Raw genomic sequence first — 16,475 nt, forward strand, 5'->3', positions numbered from 1 at the left:
GTCATTCCTCGCCGTCGTCCGAGTCCGGCTGGCCGAAGAGCTCCTTCACCGGGGCGTCCTTCGCGATGTGCTCCGCCACCACGCGGCGCATCTTCTCCGCCGTCATCGCCGAGTAGTACACCTCTCCCGGCCAGCCCATGAGCTGGTAGTCCTCGGGAGAGAGCGGGTCTCTCTTGCGGCCGGTGTCCTCACGGACGACGACGTTGGGCCCCATGTGGCAGAAGCCGTAGCAGCCGCCGCGGTACAGCTCACAGCGCGGCACCAGCCCCTGGCCGGAGAGGGCGTCCCGGGCCTCGGCGTAGACGGCGTCCGCGCCGCCCGCCTTGCAACTGGAGCCCTTGCACACCGACAAGCGGTAGCGCTTCACGGCGGCGTCTCCGGGAGGCCGCCATCAAGCGTATTGAAGAGGTTCAGCTTCACCACCAGCCCCCTGAAAAAGCGCCGGCCCGCCTTCCGCTTCAACGCGGGAGGGCGGGCCGGGAGTCCTGGTGAGGCCGCTACGGCCTCACTGGGAATCTGGATTCACTTGATGAACTTCGTCACCTGGATGGGGCCCTGCTGCGTGACGACGGCCTGGTGGCCCGCCTGGGCCCCGCGGGCAGCGCCTTGCCGTGGCCGCCGTGCTCTCCGTGCGGCAGCTTCAGCTCCACCAGGCCCTCACCGATGCGCGTGTGCGCTTCCTTGTGGACGTGGTGCGGCTCCTCGGAGCCCTCGCGCTTGTTCCACGGGTCCGACGGGTGGGACACCGGCGCGCCCTTGAGCAGCTTCGGGATGTCGTAGACGAAGTTCTGCCGCGTGTACTCGGGCGGGGTGTGCATGTAGGTGTCCATGCGGATGGCGTCCTTGGGGCACGCATCTACGCAGAGGCCGCACACGATGCACCGCAGCTCGTCGATGACGAACTGGGTGGGATACTTCTCGATGACGCGGTCCTCGGAGTCCGAGGCTTCGTCTTCGTACTCACCCGCCTCGATGTAGATGCACTGCGCCGGGCAGATGGTGGCGCACATGTAGCAAGCCACGCAGCGCGGCTTGCCGTCCTCGCGCGGAACCAGCCGGTGCAGGCCGCGGTAGCCCTCGGGGTAGATGGGCTTCTCCTCGGGGTACGCCACCGTCGTCATCAGGCTGGCGCCGGTGCGGTCCACCACCTGCGTGTTGGTGTCACGCGTCCCGAAGAGGTTGCGGAAGAAGTGCTTCGCGGTGATGCCCAGGCCGCGGAGCAGGTTGGGCACATAGGTCCGCTCGCGGATATCCGTGCGAGGGTCCTTGCTTACCTTGTAGGCCATGATGGTTCTCGATTCCCGGATGCTGGGGCCGAAAGGGGCGGCCTAGTGGGTGGAGGCCGGGGCCACGCCGTGGGCGTGCGCCGGCAGGTCATGGGCAGCGTGCCCACCGTGGGCGTGGCCATGTCCGTGGTCGTGACCATGGCCGGCGTGCGCCCCGTGCGCACCGCCCGCGGGGACCTTCGTCGTCGTGGTCAACACCACCAGGATGCCAATCTCCGCGATGCCGAGGACCGCCAGCGCCCGCAGGGACGGATCCCAGAGGACCAGCGCACCGGTCACGAACACGTTCACCAGGCCGAGGGGGAGGAGGATCTTCCAGCCCAGCGACTGAATCTGGTCGTAGCGGAAGCGGGGGAACGTCCAGCGGATGAGCAGCTGCACCCAGATGAGGAACAGCACCTTCAGCCAGAACACCGTGCCCAGGATGGTGCCCAGCAGCCAGCCGTGCTCCTGCATGATGGGCAGGTTGGCCAGCCACTCGTTGCCGAAGGGCAGGTGGTAGCCGCCGAAGAAGAACGCCGTCGTCACGCCGGCCAGCACCACGACCTCCACGAACTCGGAGATCATGAAGAGGCCGAACTTCATGCCGGAGTACTCAACGAAGTAGCCGATGATCTCCGACTCGCCTTCCGGCAGGTCGAACGGGGCGCGCTTGGTCTCCGCGAAGGACGCGGCGAAGAAGAGCAGGAAGCCCAGCGGCTGGATGAAGATGCCCCACGCGGGCAGTCCCAGGTCGAAGGCGCCGTCCGTGCGCCACAGGTAGCGGCCCTGGCCGGTGCCGCCGGTGAGCGCGTTGCCGATGTCACCGATGATGGCCGGGAACTGCACCGAGGAGAACGTGAGGAAGATGCCGACCAGGGACAGGCCGAGCGCGACCTCGTAGGCGATCATCTGCGAGGTGGCGCGCACGCCGCCCAGCAGTCCGAACTTGTTGTTGGAGGCCCAGCCGGCCAGCGCGGTGCCGTAGACGGCCAGCGAGGCGATGGCGAGCACGTAGAGGGCGCCGAAGTCCGGCGTGGCCACCACCATGTCCACGTTGTGGCCGAACACCTGCACGGACGGACCGGCGGGCACCACGGCGAACAGGGCGAAGGTGGGCGCGAAGGCCAGGATGGGGCCCAGGTTGAACATGAACCGGTTCGCGGCGGCCGGAATCAGGTCTTCCTTGGTCAGCATCTTCAGCACGTCCGTGAGGATGTGCGGAAGGCCGCCCAGCGAGCGGTTCTTCAGGCCGGGCAGGGCGATGCGGGCGCGGTTGGGACCCATGCGGTCCTGGATGAACGCGCTCCACTTGCGCTCCGCCATGGTCAGCAGCGTGGCGATGACCATCACGAAGATGAGGACGAGGAACAGCACGTTGGTCAGCCGGCTCGCGCCAGTGAACCAGTGCTCCTCCACCAGGCCACCCACGAGGTAGGCCGTCGCCATGCCACCCGCCATCAGGAAGACGATGGTGAACATGGCGACGAGAATCGTCAGTACGCGGCTCATGACTAGATACCCCTCACCCGAGGCGTGCCGAACTCACGGTACCCCGCGGGGCGACCGTCGGCACCTGCCGGCAGCGGATTGATGCCCGGCTTCTCCCGGTCCGCCGGAGACGCCTTCTCCCAGTTGAACTCCGCGAACTCGGCCACCTTGCCAGCCAGCTCGCGCCACACGTCGACCGCGCGCTTCCAGGTGGACTCGCCACCCAGCTCGCGCGTCAGCTCCCTGATCCACTCCCAGCCCGGGACGACGTCGCCCTTGGGCGGGTACGCCTTGCGGAAGCGCTGGATGATGCCGTCCTGCTGCACGAACGAGCCCTCGTCCTCGACGGGGACGGAGGCCGGCAGCAGCACCGTGGCCTGCGCGGTGATGGCGGACTCGGTGAAGGCCTGCGCCACGAACACGTCCAGCTGACCCGCGGCCTCCGCGAAGGCGTCCACGTTGTCCGGCACCTCGGTGCCGATGGCGTAGAGCGCCTTCACCGTTCCCGCCTTCAGCGCGGTGGTGAGCGCGTCGAAGGTCTCCAGCTTGAGGCCCAGCCCCTTCGCGATGAGCTCCAGGCCCTTGCGGTTGGGGTTCTTGTCCGCCGTCATCAGGAAGTGGTCGGCGGGGCCCGAAGGACGGCCGCCCACGTACACGGTGGACACGCCCAGCGTGCTCTTTGCGAAGTTCAGCCCGGCCAGCAGGTCCTCGTTGGAGGCCAGGGGCGAGGCCAGCACCGCCAGCTGCTTGCTGCCCTGCACCGAGCGCAGCGCCTTGGCCGCGGCCTGGACCGCTTCCTTGCGCGTGGTGACGGGCACCGCCTCACCGGCGCGGTTGGCGCGGCGGCCCACCTGCGCCTGGAGCACGCGGCCCAGGTTCAGGTACTTGTAGGTGAGCCGGCCCTCGTCGCACATCCAGCTCTTGTTGATGGCCTCGTTCTCCCGCGGGCGGTAGCGGTACGAGTCCTGCGACATCCAGTCCACGTAGGTGGTGCAGCCGCGCGAGCAGCCGGTGCACACCGACGGGGTGGCGGACAGGAACCACGCGCGCGCCTTGAAGCGGAAGTCGCGGCTGAGCAGCGCGCCCACCGGGCACACGTCCACGGTGTTGAGCGAGTAGTTGCTGTTCAGCTCGCTGCCCGGGAACACGTCGATGCGCTCATGGCTGCCGCGGCCGAACACGCCCAGCTGCGGCTCCTTGGCCACCTCGTTCATCACGCGCACGCAGCGGGTGCACATGATGCAGCGCTCCTGGTCAATGACGACGCGGGGCCCCAGCACCTTGCGCTTGTTCTTGAGGGCCTTGGAGCCCTCCAGGCGCGAGGGCCGGTAGTCGTACTTCATGTAGTAGTCCTGCAGCTTGCACTCACCGGCCTGGTCGCAGATGGAGCAGTCGACCGGGTGGTTCAGCAGCAGGAACTCCATCACCGCGCGCTGCTGCTCCTTCACCTTGGGCGTGGTCGTCTTGACGACCTGGCCTTCGGCCATGGGCGTCTGGCACGCGGGCACCATCTTGGGCGCGTTGGACGCCTCGATGAGGCAGATGCGGCAGTTGGCCGCGATGGAGAGGCGCGGGTGGTAGCAGTAGTAGGGGATGTCCGAGCCGACCGCCTTGGCCGCCTCGATCATGTTCGTCCCCGGCTTCACCACGACTTCCTTGCCGTCGATGGTGGCGGTGATGAACCCCGGGTTCTTCGGCGCCGGCTTGGGCGGCGGGCCGGAGGGCGGCTTGGGCGGTGGCGTCCCCGTGGGGCCGCTGGCGGCGGCGGGCGGGTTGTCCAGCTTCGCGCCGGCGGGCGGGTTGGACGGCTCGGGGCCAATCTTGGCCGCGGGCGTGTCCGTGGGCGCCCCCTTCGGAGGCGGCTGCGCATCACCGGTGGGCTTCTTCGTGTCGTTGTCGCTCACTGCTCGACCTCGCCGCCGATCATGTTGATGGTGTCAAACGTAGGGATGAGGTCCGCCAGCATCTTGCCTTCGATGATGTGGGGGACGGCCGCGAGCACCGGGAAGCCCGGGGCGCGGACGTGGACCTTGTAGGGACGGCCGCGGCCGTCGCTCACCAGGTACCAGCCCAGCTCGCCGTTGGAGGCCTCGGTGGCGTCGTACACCTCGCCGGCGGGCACCTGGATGCCCTCCATCACCAGCTTGAAGTGCGACATCACGCCTTCGATGGTGCCGTAGACCTCGGGCTTGGGCGGCAGCGCGATGCGCCAGTCATCCACAATGATGGGGCCCGCGGGGATGGTGTCCATGGCCTGGCGCAGGATGCGGATGGACTGACGCATCTCCTCGAGCCGGACCAGGTAGCGGTCGTAGTTGTCGCCGTGCTCGCCCACCGGGATGTCGAAGTCGAACCGGTCGTAGACCCAGTAGGGCTTCGTCTTGCGGATGTCGTAGTCCACGCCGCACGCGCGCAGGGCGGGGCCGGTGTAGCCGAACTCGATGGCGTCCTCGGCGCTGATGACACCCGTGCCCTTCGTGCGGTCCACGAAGATGCGGTTGTTCGTCAGCAGGCCTTCCATCTCGTCGAGCAGCGCCAGGCCCTGGTCCAGCGTCTTGTGGACGCGGGGAATCCAACCCTCGGGCAGGTCGCGGTTGCTGCCACCCACGCGGCCGAAGCTGGTGGTGAGGCGCGCGCCCGTCAGCTCGGCGGTGCGGTCATGGAGCAGCTCACGGAACTCCATGGCGAGGAGGAACGGCGCGAAGCCGCCCATCTCCAGGCCGGTGGCGCCCACGCACGTCAGGTGGTCCGTCAGGCGGTGGAGCTCGGAGCCGATGACGCGGATGTACTGGGCGCGCTCGGGAATCTCCAGGCCGATGAGCTTCTCCACGGCGTTGAGGAACCCGAAATTGTTCATCATCGCGGACAGGTAGTTGAGCCGGTCCGTGTAGGGCAGGCACTGCGTCCACGTGACGTTCTCGCAGCTCTTCTGGAAGCCGCGGTGCAGGAAGCCGATCTCAGGGTCGATCTTGACGATCGTCTCACCCTCGAGTTCCACCTTCAGCCGCACGGTGCCGTGCGTGGCCGGGTGGGAGGGGCCCATGTTGATGACCATCCGCTTGGTCTGGAGGTGGGCGTCCAGCTCCGACTCGTGGGCGTACGCGTCGGTGTCGGGGTTCGGCGCTTCGGGCTTGAGGGTGTCAGCCATGGATGTCCTCGCTCAGGAGAGCCCGCTGGTGCCGGGACCGCGGAAGATGTCCTTGATGGGGCGCTCGGGGATGAGCGGCTGCCGGTCACGCAGCGCGTAGTCCTTGCGCAGGGGGTGCCCCTCGAACTCGTCGTAGAGGAGGATGCGGCGCAGGTCCGGGTGCCCGTCGAAGCGGATGCCGTAGAAGTCGAAGGTCAGCCGCTCCCACCAGTTGGCGCCGCGGAAGAGCGGCACCAGGGTGGGCACCACCGGGTTGGCTTCGCTCACCCGCACCTTGAGCCGCACGTGCTCGTGCCGCTTGAGGGAGTAGAGGAAGTAGACGACCTCGAAGCGAGGGTCGTTCTCCGCCAGGTGCAGCCGATCCACGGCGTCGATGGAGCCGAACAGCTTGAACTCCAGCTCCGGGTCGTTCTTCAAGAACGCGGCGACCTTCGGGAGCGAGTCTGCATGGATGACGGCCCAGGCGCCTCCGGTCCGATCCACGTAGCGATCCGCCACCGCCTCTGGGAGCTGGGCGGAGACCCTGTCCAACGCGAAAGTGCTCAAGGGTGCCCCAATGACTAAGGGAGAAGAATCCGCGGCTTTATAAGGAGCCCTCGGCGGGTGCGTCAACGTAAACCCTCAACCATGTAGCCCACTTAGGAGGCCCAGAAGCGGGCGTTGCGCGAAATCGGGTGGGTGGGTGGGCGGCGGCCCGGACAGGGGGTGGATCAGCCGGCCGCGAGCGCGACCCCGGGTTGTCCTACACTGAGTGCAAAGGTATCCATGGGCAGTCGCTTGCCGAGCACCAAAGTGGGGTTCACCGGCACCCAGGCGAAGGTCCTGGCTGTCATCGGGACGGGCACCGTGAGGTGATGCAGGGCCCTCGCTGGCTGCCAGTCGAGGCGGAGTCAAGGCCGTCCATTCTGCAATGGCCTCGCGCGGAGCGCATGTCGGCGAGGGGTGGTCGTCCGGGCGGCACACGCCTGTTTCAATCGGGTATAGAAGAGGAGGTCATGCCCGAATCCCCCCCTTCCGGCATTCTCCGTTCCTGGTGGCCGCGCCTGCTCGTGGGGGCCGTGCTGGGTGTGTTGCTGTTCGCCGCCGAGTCGTGGCTGCTGCTGCGCTCGGGTGTCGTGGGCATGGACATCCCGGTGGATGGCCCCTACGCCGCGTTGATGGCGGCCGTGCGGCCTGTCCTCCCTGGCCTGCTGTTGCGAATCGCTGCCGTGTACGCCGTGGCCGGCATGGTGCTGGCCGTGGCGGGGACCTTGCTGGCGCGTGCCTGGGGACGGGGCGGCGCGTGGGCGACGTTGGGGCAGGGGCTGCTGTTGTTCATGCTGCTGGCGTGGGACCGGGCCATCGCGCGTCCGGCCCTCTTCGATGACCTGCCCGCGCTCCGGTCGCTGCTGGCCTGGCTGGTGGATCATGGCGAGCCCTGGCATCCCCGCGCGGTGCTGGCGGCCTGGCTGGTGGCGCACGCGGCGGTGTGGGTGGCGCGCACGCGGCAGTGGCGGCGCGCGGGATGGGCAGGCGCGGCGCTGGCAGGCGTGGCGGGGCTGCTGGTGGTGGGGAAGGGGATGGCTGGACGCGGCGCGCCCGCGCATCCGCTGGTGGTCGTCATCGGCATCGACGCGTTCCGGCCGGACCGGTTGAAGTCGCAGGGAGGCTCGGGCGAGGTGGCGCCCCACGTGGAGCGCCTGCTGGAAGAGGCCACGCTCTTCACCCGCGCGTACACGCCCATTGCCCAGACGGAGCCCGCGTGGCGTTCGCTGCTCACCGCGCGGTGGCCGCACGAGACGGGCGTGCGCTACTCGCTGACGTCCGACTCGCGGATGCAGCTCCAGCGAACCTTCGCGGAGTCCTTCTCCCAGGCGGGGTGGCGCACGGTGTTCGCCACCGACTGCTCGCGCTTCCACGCGGAGGGGCCCGCGTCCGGCTTCGAGACGCGCCTGCAACCGCCGCGCGGGGCGGTGAACTTCCTCCTGGAGAAGCTGCGTTACCGCGCGCTGGGCATGTTCGCCGACCATGCGTTGGGCGCCGCCTGGTTGCCCGAGTTCATCGACAACCGCGCGCTGGCCGGCATCCATGACCCCATGGGCTACGCGGAGCGGCTGGCCTCGCGGCTGGTGGACGAGGCGAGCCAGGGCCCTACGTTGTTCGCCTTCCACGCGACGGCGGCGCATTTTCCGGGCGATCCGGTGCATCCATTCTATCGCCGCTTCGTGCCCGCCTCGGAGCCGCTGGAGCGCCGGCTGCGCATGCACTTCGCCCCGGTGTCTCCAGGCGCGAAGGGCGGTTGGAACCGGGCGGGCGCGGAGGCGCTCTACGACGAGCTGATTGCACAGGCGGACGCGCAGGTGGGGACGCTGCTGGACGCGCTGCGCCGCTCGGGGCGCTACGACGATGCGCTCATCCTCCTGCTGTCGGACCATGGCGAGAGCTTCCACGCGGACCGCGCGGACCTCGCGGGCGCCACGCCGGTGCATGGCGCGCGGCTGTCGGAGGAGGAGAACCGCATCCTCCTGGCGGTGAAGCCGCCCAAGGGACGGGGGACGGCGCCAGCCCTGGTGGACTCGCTGGTGCGGTTGGTGGACGTGGGGCCCACGCTGCTGGAGCTGTCCGGGCTGCCGAGCCTGTCGGATGTGGACGGCGTGTCGTTGGCGCCGCTGCTGCGCGGCGAGGACCTGGGCCCGCTGTCGCTGTACGCGGAGACGGGCTTCACCCATGTGCTGCCGGAGGTGTTCGACCCGGGGCACTGGCCGGGGGCGCCTCGCTCCTTCGACGCGTACCGCATCCGTCCGGATGGCGTGGTGGAGATGGGGCCCGCGGCCCACGCCCGCATCCTCCAGGAAAAGGACGTGGGCGCCTTCGACGGCCAGCGCTGGTGGGTGGACCGGCCCCAGGCCGACGGCACGGTGCTGCGGGCCTGCCAGGGCGACTGTGAAGGGCTGGACGCCCTCGCGCTGGAGGCGTGGTTCGACCGCGTGCAGGGCCGGACGGCGGCGGGAGGCTGGCGTAAGGTGGCCGGCCATGTCGACGACTCCGGACACCCAGAGCCTTCAGGAACGCTACGCGCCCCAAAACAGCTGCTTCGGATGCGGCCCGGCCAACGCCCAGGGCCTGCGCATCCGCAGCCGCGTGGAGGGTGATGTCGTCGTCGCGGAGTGGACGCCGCAAGAGCACCACCACGCCTTCGAAGGCGTGCTCAGCGGCGGCATCGTCGGCACGCTGCTGGACTGCCACTGCAACTGGACAGCGGCGTACCACCTGATGCGCGCGCAGGGCGGGGACGCGCCGCCGTGCACCGTCACCGCCGAGTACGCTATCACCCTCAAGCGCCCCACGCCCATGGCGGGGCCGCTGCGCCTGGAGGCGAAGCCGGTGGAACTCCAGGGGGACCGCGCCGTCATCGAAGGCACGCTCACCGCGGGTGGGAAGGTGACGGCCACCTGCCGGGGCACCTTCGTTGCCGTGAAGCCGGGCCACCCCGCGTACCACCGCTGGTAGTGGCGCCAGAAATACCAAGGCCCCGCCGCTTCCACCGACTGAGGCGGGAAGCGGGCGGGGCCCTGGCGGTACCGCGCGTGGGGCGCGTTACTTGTTCATGGACAGCAGCAGGTTGTGCCGAGCGGCCGTGGGGTTGGCCTCCTCGCGGTCCGCGATGCGGTGGACCTGGTTGCCAATCTTGTCCTGCAGCAGCATCAGGCCGTCGAGCACCTGCTCCGGGCGCGGCGGGCAGCCGGGGATGTAGACGTCCACCGGGATGATGCGGTCGATGCCCTGGAGCACCGCGTAGTTGTCGTAGAAGCCGCCCGAGGACGCGCACACGCCGAAGGCCACGACCCACTTGGGCTCGGCCATCTGCTCGTAGACGCGCTTGAGGATGGGGGCCTGCTTCAGGTTGATGGTGCCCACCACCATCAGCAGGTCCGCCTGGCGTGGCGAGAAGCGGGGGAACTCCGCGCCGAAGCGGGAGATGTCGTGCCGGCTGGCGGCCACGGACATGTACTCCATGCCGCAGCAGGCCGTGGCGTACGGATAGGTGAAGAGCGAGTACTTGCGCGCCCAACCCAGGCCCTTGGAGACGATGGACTGGAGCCAGCCCATGGACTCGTCACGGCGGGTCGTCACGATGTTTGCGAGGTCAGCGTCAGCCATGATGTCTCAGCTCTCCCAGTCCAGGGCGCCCTTCTTCCAGATATAGATAAGGCCGACCACCAGCGTCACGGCGAAGACCAGCATCTCCACGTACCCGAACCAGCCGAGCGCCTGGAAGTTCACCGCCCAGGGGTACAGGAACACCGCTTCCACGTCGAACACGATGAACAGCAGGGCCACGACGTAGAACTTCACCGCGAAGCGCTGCCGCGCCGGGCCGCTCGACTCGGAGCCGGCCTCGAAGCTGGTCGCCTTGATGGCGCTCGGGCGGCGAGGACCCAGCCGCGTGGTGATCTGGGGAATGAGCATCGCCATGCCACCCGCCAGCAGCAGGACGACGGCCAGCGGCAGGTATGGCGTGAGGGGAGTCGGAGTCATCGCGCGCGGAACCTAATGACACCGTGCTCGCAATGTCAAAGGGAAAGTCCAGGGAGCGGCGCGCCAACCCCTTGAGATGACGGCGAAAAGCGGTGTTCATGGCACCCCGGGGCGCGCCTGGCGTGGATCACCCGCCCGCACCGCTCCGGTCTGACCGGCCGGTTTGACGCTCCGCGAAGGGACGCCTAGCGTCCGAGGACCGTCGGCATCCATCCGGCGTGGAACTTTCTCACCGGGGAGATGGCAAGCATGTGGGGCCGGCTCGGCTTGCGGACGCAGGTGGCCATCGCGGTGCTCGTGCCGTGCCTGGCGGTGGTGAGCTTCTGCGTCGTGTACTTCCCCATGCACCAGCGGGAAGTCACGCTGGAGTTGCTCCAGAAGCGGGTGCGGGTGGTGGCGCGGCTGATATCGCAGCACCCCGCGCTCCTGTCCGCGGACAGCACGCCGGAATCCACGGCCCGGGTGCGGGACGTGTTGTCGATGCTGGAGGCCCCGGAGGCGCTGAACGAGCGCAGTGGCTTCACCCTGCGCTACCAGGGGCTGGTGTCGGCGGAAGGCACCGTGCTCCATGCGCGCGGCTCCATTCCCACGGCCATCCGCTCGCTCGGCGTGGAGGGGCTGGAGGGCTGCGCCACGTCCACTCAACGCGACGAGGTGTCGGTCCGCTGCGCCAGTGGTGAGCGCATCTACGTGGCGGGCTTCGGCGTCCAGGAAGCGCTCAGCTCGGTGGATGACATGCGGGGCGCGGTGCTGGCCGGACTGGCGGGCGCGCTGGTGCTGGGGCTGGCCCTGGCGTTGTTCATCAGCCGCGCCATCGCCGAACCGGTGGCCCGGGTGACGGAGGTGGTGCGGGACGTGGCCCGGGGCGACATGTCGCGCGGGGAACTGGACGTGCCGGCCACGGGCGAGGTGCGCCTCATGGCGCAGTCCTTCAACAAGATGCTGGGCACGCTGCGCACCTCGGTGATGGAGATGGTGTCGCGCACGGAGCAACTGTCCGGCGCGTCGCGGGGCCTGCTGGGGGCGTCCGCGGACCAGGAGCACGTCATCAGCCAGCAGGCGGCGTACGCGCAGCAGATTGCCGCCACGTTCGAGGAGCTGAGCCGCACGGCCGAGCAGATCTCCAGCTCCACGGAGGTGGTGGAGTCGAGCGCGCGGCGGACCCACGAGGCCGTGGCGGAGGCCATGGCGGTGGTTGCGCAGGTGGTGGCGGGCATCAACGACATCCGCACCGAGTCCAAGGGCGTGGCGGATGCGATTGTCGGCCTCAACCAGGACCTGCAACAGGTGTCGAAGATTGCCCAGGTCATCAACCAGGTGGCGGAGCGCTCCGACTTGCTGGCGCTGAACGCGGCGCTGGAGGGCACCAAGGCGGGCGAGGTGGGGCGGGGCTTCTCGCTGGTGGCCGCGGAGATGCGCAAGCTGGCGGAGAACGTGTCCGCGTCCGCGCGTGACATCGCCCGCATCGTGGAGAAGGTGCAGGACTCCGGTGAGGAAGCGGCGGCCAAGGCCCGCGTGGGCATGGCCACCAGCGACCGGGGTGTGGAGGTGGCCGAGCAGGCCTCCTCCGTGTTCCAACGCATCGTCGAGCTGGCGCGCGGCACCAGCGAGGCGGCGCGGCAGATCACCATCGCCACCCGTCAGCAGCGCCAGTCCAGCGAGCAGGCCGTGCAGGGCGCCCGCAACGTCGCGGAGCTGGTGAAGCAGGGCGTGGACGCGACGGGACGCACCACGCGCATCGCCCAGGACCTGCAGGCGGTGGCCGAGGGGCTCACCGCCGTCACCAGCCGCTTCAAGACGACGCGGAACTGAGGCTCACTCCCGCTGCCAGCGCAGCTGGAACTCGACCTCGTCCACGCCGCCCTCGCGCTCGTGCTCGATGTTGAAGAGCGCGTCGGCGGGGATGCGCAGGCGCTCGCCAGCGACCTGGATGTTGAAGGCCTTGCCCTCCTCGATGGCGTCCGCCAACCGCCGCAGCTTCGCGACGAAGTCCTTGCGCGGGTACGTCTTCTCCAGGTCTCGGTTCGCTCGCTTCGCCTTCTTTTGCGCCATCGTTGGGGGCTCTTTCGTCCAGGGTTTCCCCGGATGATGGCATCGCCCGCGATGGATGCGCAGCCTGAATCAGCGCGGCCGTTGAGACACGCGTCAGCCCATCAGCCGGTGGAGGCTGAGGTCCAGGCGGCTCTGGACGAGGCCCAGGAGGCTCTCCACCTCGCGCCCGTCCAGCTTCAGCCGGGCGGCCAGCTCTCTGTGGGTCTGCTTCAGGAGCCGCTCACGGGCCTGGGCCACGTGGCGTGCCACACTGGAGCGGGGCTCCGCGTACAGCGTGGCGATGCGGTCCATGGTGAGGCCGTGGAGGTGGTGCAGGCGCAAGAGCGCGCGCTCCCGTTCGGACAACGTCGCCAGCGCGGCCTGGAGGGATTCGGACAGGGCTTGCCGGGAGTGGGCCTGGAGCACGTTTCGCTCGGGGTCGTCCCGGGACAACAGCTGTTCCAAGGCCTCCGGAGGCGTGGAGGCCTGCTCGTGGCGGCCGGTCTGCTCCAGCAACTCGCCGCCGATGCGCGAGGCGACGATTCGCACCCAGCCGCCCAGCGAGCCCCGGCCCGAGTACTCCGCGATTTTCGGCGCGCCGCCGTGAACGCCCAGCAGGAGCCGCTGGCGCGTCACCTGGAGCACCTCGTCCACCATCGCCGTGAGGTGCCGGGACAGTCGTGCGGCGGATTTCTGGAGGACGTGCTTCTCGAAGAGCTGCAACGCCTGGGGCTCTCCCTGGGCACAGGCACACGCCAGGTAGACGTCCGCGGCATGGAGTTGCTGGAGCGCATCCAGGGGTGTGCCTTCCGCGCGCAGGTGCCGGCCCACGTGGTGCAACAGGGCCGCGGGCGCCAGCGCCACGGTGGGCCACGCCGCACGGCCTTGGTCGAGCAGCTCCGTGAGCAGGGCCTCCAGCGCGGGCGCGGAGCGCAGCGTGTCGTGCAGTGACTCGGGTGCCCCCGCGAGCAGCAGCGGCGTCAGCGTTTCCGGAGCCTGGCTCATCGGGTGACCTCGCTCACACGGGGCAGGTGCCGCGCCTGCCATGCCACGAGTTCGTCGTGCTCGCGCCGGGCGCGCAGACCCTGGGCCTCCAGCCACGCTTTCGCCTCGCGGACGAGGACCGTGGCCTGTTCGCGTCCCTCCGGGGTGGGTCGTTCCCACAGGGCCCGTGCGAGGAGGAAGGACACTCGCGCGGCTTCCTTCCGGTCCAGCCACACCCGAGCATGGATGCGCCGTGCGCGCTCGAGCAATGGGACGGCTTGCTCCGGCGCGCGCAGGCCGAGGTGGGCCTCTCCGAGGCAGGCGAGGTCGAGCGCGACGTCCGGGCTGTCGTCACCCTGCGCGGCTTCATCCAGCGCCAGGGCGCGCTGGCAGCGGGTCAGTGCCGCCCGGAATGCGCCCGTCTCCAGGTCCACCCGGGCCGGTCCCGCACCACGCCACATGCCACCACGCTGTCGGTGCCGTTCTCCTTCTGGAGGAGGCCAAGCGCCTGCGTCAGGTTGCGCCGCGCCACCGCCGGCCGGCCCGCGCGCAGGTGAATGAGGCCCAGGTTGCGCAGCGACATCTCCAGGCGCGGCGAGTCCTGGCCCACGCTGCGTTGGATGCGCTCCAGCGCCTGCTGGTTGTGGGCGAGCGCCTCGTCGAGTCGGTCGGAATCATAGGCCACCATGCCCAGCCCGCCGAGCGCGGTGACGGTGCTGGGGTGGTCCGTCCCCTTGCTGCGCTCGAAGATGGCCAGGGCTCGCTCATAGTGGCTCCGGGCTTCCTCCAGGCGCCCCTCGCGGCGCAGCAGGCCGGCCGGTTGTTGAGGGGGCGGCCAGGCTCGCGTGGTCCCTGGAGCGCGCGGCCTCCAGCAGCGCCAGCGAGCGTTGGAACGTGTCGAGCGCTTCTTGCGTGCGGCCCAGGGCGAGCAGCTCGGTGGCGATGTTGTTGAGGTTGAGCGCGAGCACCGGGTGCTCGGGGCTCCACTGTCGCTCCTGGAACGCGTAGGCCTGCGCCTCCTGGTAGAGCGCCAGGGCCTCCTCCGCGCGAAGCTGCCGCGAGCGGACGCGCCCCAGGCCGGTGAGGAAGTACGTCACGCGAGGCCGTGAGGGGCCCGCGGTCCTCCGCGCCAGCTCCAGCCCCTGGGTGAACTCCGCGTCCGCTTCGTCCAGCTTGCCCTGCACCAGGAGCAAGCCGCCCATTCGCAGGTGCAGGTCGGTGGCGATGTGTGGGAAGCGCTCGCGGCTCAGCCGCTCCACCGCGGCGCGGGCGTGGTGCACCAGCCGGTTCGCCTCGTCCATGCGCGCCATCTGGTCGCCCACCACCCACAGGAGGAGGTTCCAGACACGGGCCACGGTTTCGTCGTCGCGGCCCGCCTCGGCGGCCCAGAGCGCCTTGTAGAGGTGCTCCTCGGCTTCCTTGGGCTTGCCCGCGAGCCCATGGGCATAGCCGTGCAGCGTGAGGACCTCTGCCTCCAGCGGGCGGTAGTCCAGCCCCTGGATGTCCTGGAGCAAGGCCGTCGTCTCCTTCAACGCGCCGGAGTGGTTGCCCGCGTCCATGTACGCCCGTGCCTCGGCCAGCTTGCGTCGCGCCGCGTCCACGCGAGGCCGCAGGGCATCCGGAGGCTGCGGCCGGTTCGCCAGCTCTGGAGCATCCCGGCAGCCGGAGACGCCCTCCAGGGACGCCACCATCTGCGGCGCGTGCTGCACCGTTCGCGCGTCCGCCTTCTCCAGCACGTCGACGACGGCGGCCGGTGCCACAGCCGCGTGTCCAGGCACGCGGCTGTCTGCCATGAGGCATGGGGGGCATCGCGCGAGGCCGTGCACGCGTCGGTGCGCAGCTCGCGCCACGTGTCCGCGTGTCCGTCGAGCGTGCTGGCGACGGCTTCCCACGCGGCGGCGGCGAAGGGCTTGCCCGTGGCCAGGAAGGCCGCATGGATTCGCGCGCGACGCTCCGGTCCCCAGATGGTGGTGAGCCGCTCCGCCTCCAACTCGCAGCGGGCCTGCCTCCGATGCGCCGCCACGTAGCCCACGGTGAGCCCTACGAGACACGCCACGGCAGCGGAGGCGCCCATCCAGGCAAGGCGCCTTCCAGCGCGGGGGCCAGCTCGGTCAGCAGCGCCTCCATCGATGGGAAGCGCTCTTCCGGCTGGGCTCGCAAACCCCGCAGCACCGCGCGCCGCACGCGGGCCGGGATTTTCGATTCGCGCTCTGGCGCGCGGATGCGTCCTTCCCGCGCGGCCTGGCCCAACGCCTCCAGCGTCCGGCCCTCGAAGGGGCGCACGCCGTGGAGCGCTTCGTACAGCGCCACGCAGAAGCTGAACTGGTCCGAGCGCGCGTCCACGCCGTGGCCTTGAAGCTGCTCGGGCGCCATGTACGCGGGCGTGCCCAGCAGCGCGCCCGAATGGGTCAACGGTGAGTCCACCAGCGAGGCCGGCGCCGTCACCGTGTCCAGGCTCGCTGGCGCGGCGTGGCCCGAGCCTCGCCGGTGGGAGGGCCGGGCCAGGCCGAAGTCCGTCACCCGCACGCGCCCATCCTTCCCGACCAGCACGTTGCCCGGCTTGAAGTCGCGGTGGACCAGCCCGGCGGCGTGAGCGGCCGCCAGTCCCCGGCCCGCGTCCACGAAGACGCGCACCACGTCCTGCCAGGGCCGCGGCGCCTCCAGCCACTCCGCCAGCGAGGCGCCCTCCACCAACTCCAGCGCCAGGAAGACGCAGTCCTCGCAGACGCCCACGTCGTAGACGGTGACGACGTGCGGATGGGCCAGCCGGGCCAGGGCCTGCGCCTCGCGCAGCAGCCGCAAGCGCAGCTCCTCCAGGTGTCGGCCCTCGGGGCGCAGCAGCTTCAGCGCGACCCTTCGGTCCAGCTCCGGGTCATGGGCCGCGTACACCTCGCCCATGGCGCCCCGGCCAATGCGCTCCTGCACCACGTAGCGTGAGAGCTGGGTGCCCGTGGCCACCAGCGGGCCATCGACGGGCGGGGGCACGGCCTCCGCCGCACTGGCGCCCAGGGCGGTGCTCCTGGCAGCGCTCACATCCT

Annotated in this window: 16 protein-coding genes and 1 pseudogene; 3 read left to right on the plus strand and 14 right to left on the minus strand. The window is 69.9% G+C overall.

Annotation, left to right across the window (positions count from 1 at the left end):
• Position 1 precedes the first annotated feature (1 nt).
• From QEG98_RS14270 to QEG98_RS14295, 6 genes and pseudogenes are all read right to left on the minus strand, one after another.
• Entirely contained in the window at positions 2–367 is a 366-nt protein-coding gene (locus QEG98_RS14270) for a (2Fe-2S) ferredoxin domain-containing protein (RefSeq protein ID WP_316567092.1), read from the minus strand.
• A gap of 155 nt (positions 368–522) precedes the next feature.
• Positions 523–1,286 (minus strand): annotated as a pseudogene (locus tag QEG98_RS14275) (NuoI/complex I 23 kDa subunit family protein).
• A gap of 42 nt (positions 1,287–1,328) precedes the next feature.
• Positions 1,329–2,777, minus strand: a complete 1,449-nt coding sequence (locus tag QEG98_RS14280) for a complex I subunit 1 family protein (RefSeq protein ID WP_316567093.1) — start codon at positions 2,775–2,777, stop codon at positions 1,329–1,331.
• 2 nt (positions 2,778–2,779) lie between these two features.
• Positions 2,780–4,660: a 2Fe-2S iron-sulfur cluster-binding protein gene (locus tag QEG98_RS14285; protein ID WP_316567094.1), complete on the minus strand. Its 1,881-nt coding sequence runs from the start codon at positions 4,658–4,660 to the stop codon at positions 2,780–2,782.
• The gene (gene nuoD / locus QEG98_RS14290; RefSeq protein WP_090488985.1) at positions 4,657–5,904 is read right to left on the minus strand and encodes an NADH dehydrogenase (quinone) subunit D; all 1,248 of its coding nucleotides are present in this window, start codon (positions 5,902–5,904) and stop codon (positions 4,657–4,659) included. The genes QEG98_RS14285 and nuoD overlap by 4 nt, the downstream gene beginning before the upstream one ends.
• Positions 5,905–5,916: 12 nt before the next feature.
• Positions 5,917–6,435 carry an NADH-quinone oxidoreductase subunit C gene (locus QEG98_RS14295; RefSeq protein ID WP_020478794.1) on the minus strand — a complete coding sequence of 173 codons (519 nt, stop codon included), beginning with the start codon at positions 6,433–6,435 and terminating at the stop codon, positions 5,917–5,919.
• A gap of 464 nt (positions 6,436–6,899) precedes the next feature.
• Between QEG98_RS14295 and QEG98_RS14300 the strand changes: the two genes are divergently transcribed.
• Together QEG98_RS14300 and QEG98_RS14305 are read left to right on the plus strand one after the other, a co-directional pair.
• Complete coding sequence (locus QEG98_RS14300) at positions 6,900–9,035, plus strand: sulfatase-like hydrolase/transferase (protein WP_090488983.1); 2,136 nt, start codon at positions 6,900–6,902, stop codon at positions 9,033–9,035.
• Complete coding sequence (locus tag QEG98_RS14305) at positions 9,025–9,393, plus strand: PaaI family thioesterase (RefSeq protein ID WP_316567095.1); 369 nt, start codon at positions 9,025–9,027, stop codon at positions 9,391–9,393. Before QEG98_RS14300 ends, QEG98_RS14305 begins: the two co-directional genes overlap by 11 nt.
• 87 nt (positions 9,394–9,480) lie before the next feature.
• On the opposite strand, the gene QEG98_RS14310 is transcribed toward QEG98_RS14305, so the two are convergent.
• Both QEG98_RS14310 and QEG98_RS14315 read right to left on the minus strand, forming a co-directional pair.
• The gene (locus QEG98_RS14310) at positions 9,481–10,044 is read right to left on the minus strand and encodes an NADH-quinone oxidoreductase subunit B (protein WP_013939311.1); all 564 of its coding nucleotides are present in this window, start codon (positions 10,042–10,044) and stop codon (positions 9,481–9,483) included.
• Positions 10,045–10,050: 6 nt separating this feature from the next.
• A complete protein-coding gene (locus QEG98_RS14315) occupies positions 10,051–10,422 on the minus strand; it encodes an NADH-quinone oxidoreductase subunit A (protein WP_011552801.1) in 372 nt (123 codons plus the stop codon).
• A 249-nt stretch (positions 10,423–10,671) separates the two neighbouring features.
• On the opposite strand from QEG98_RS14315, the gene QEG98_RS14320 reads away from it, so the two are divergent.
• Complete coding sequence (locus QEG98_RS14320) at positions 10,672–12,234, plus strand: methyl-accepting chemotaxis protein (RefSeq protein WP_316567889.1); 1,563 nt, start codon at positions 10,672–10,674, stop codon at positions 12,232–12,234.
• A 3-nt stretch (positions 12,235–12,237) separates the two neighbouring features.
• Here the strand turns inward: QEG98_RS14320 and QEG98_RS14325 are convergent, their stop codons facing one another.
• The 6 genes from QEG98_RS14325 to QEG98_RS14350 form a co-directional block, all read right to left on the minus strand.
• On the minus strand, positions 12,238–12,474 hold the full coding sequence (locus QEG98_RS14325) for an amphi-Trp domain-containing protein (protein WP_090488968.1): 237 nt from the start codon (positions 12,472–12,474) through the stop codon (positions 12,238–12,240).
• A 93-nt stretch (positions 12,475–12,567) separates the two neighbouring features.
• Positions 12,568–13,458, minus strand: coding sequence for a sigma-70 family RNA polymerase sigma factor (locus tag QEG98_RS14330; protein WP_316567096.1), 891 nt, complete (start codon positions 13,456–13,458; stop codon positions 12,568–12,570).
• The gene (locus tag QEG98_RS14335; protein ID WP_316567097.1) at positions 13,455–13,871 is read right to left on the minus strand and encodes a hypothetical protein; all 417 of its coding nucleotides are present in this window, start codon (positions 13,869–13,871) and stop codon (positions 13,455–13,457) included. Before QEG98_RS14335 ends, QEG98_RS14330 begins: the two co-directional genes overlap by 4 nt.
• The gene (locus tag QEG98_RS14340) at positions 13,835–14,248 is read right to left on the minus strand and encodes a tetratricopeptide repeat protein (protein ID WP_316567890.1); all 414 of its coding nucleotides are present in this window, start codon (positions 14,246–14,248) and stop codon (positions 13,835–13,837) included. Before QEG98_RS14340 ends, QEG98_RS14335 begins: the two co-directional genes overlap by 37 nt.
• Positions 14,202–15,197 (minus strand): tetratricopeptide repeat protein, encoded by a 996-nt coding sequence (locus tag QEG98_RS14345; RefSeq protein WP_316567098.1) that lies wholly within the window; start codon positions 15,195–15,197, stop codon positions 14,202–14,204. Before QEG98_RS14345 ends, QEG98_RS14340 begins: the two co-directional genes overlap by 47 nt.
• Before the next feature lie 280 nt (positions 15,198–15,477).
• The gene (locus QEG98_RS14350) at positions 15,478–16,470 is read right to left on the minus strand and encodes a serine/threonine-protein kinase (protein ID WP_316567099.1); all 993 of its coding nucleotides are present in this window, start codon (positions 16,468–16,470) and stop codon (positions 15,478–15,480) included.
• Positions 16,471–16,475 lie beyond the last annotated feature (5 nt).

The sequence above is a fragment of the Myxococcus sp. MxC21-1 genome (assembly GCF_032612255.1).
GTDB lineage: Bacteria > Myxococcota > Myxococcia > Myxococcales > Myxococcaceae > Myxococcus > Myxococcus virescens.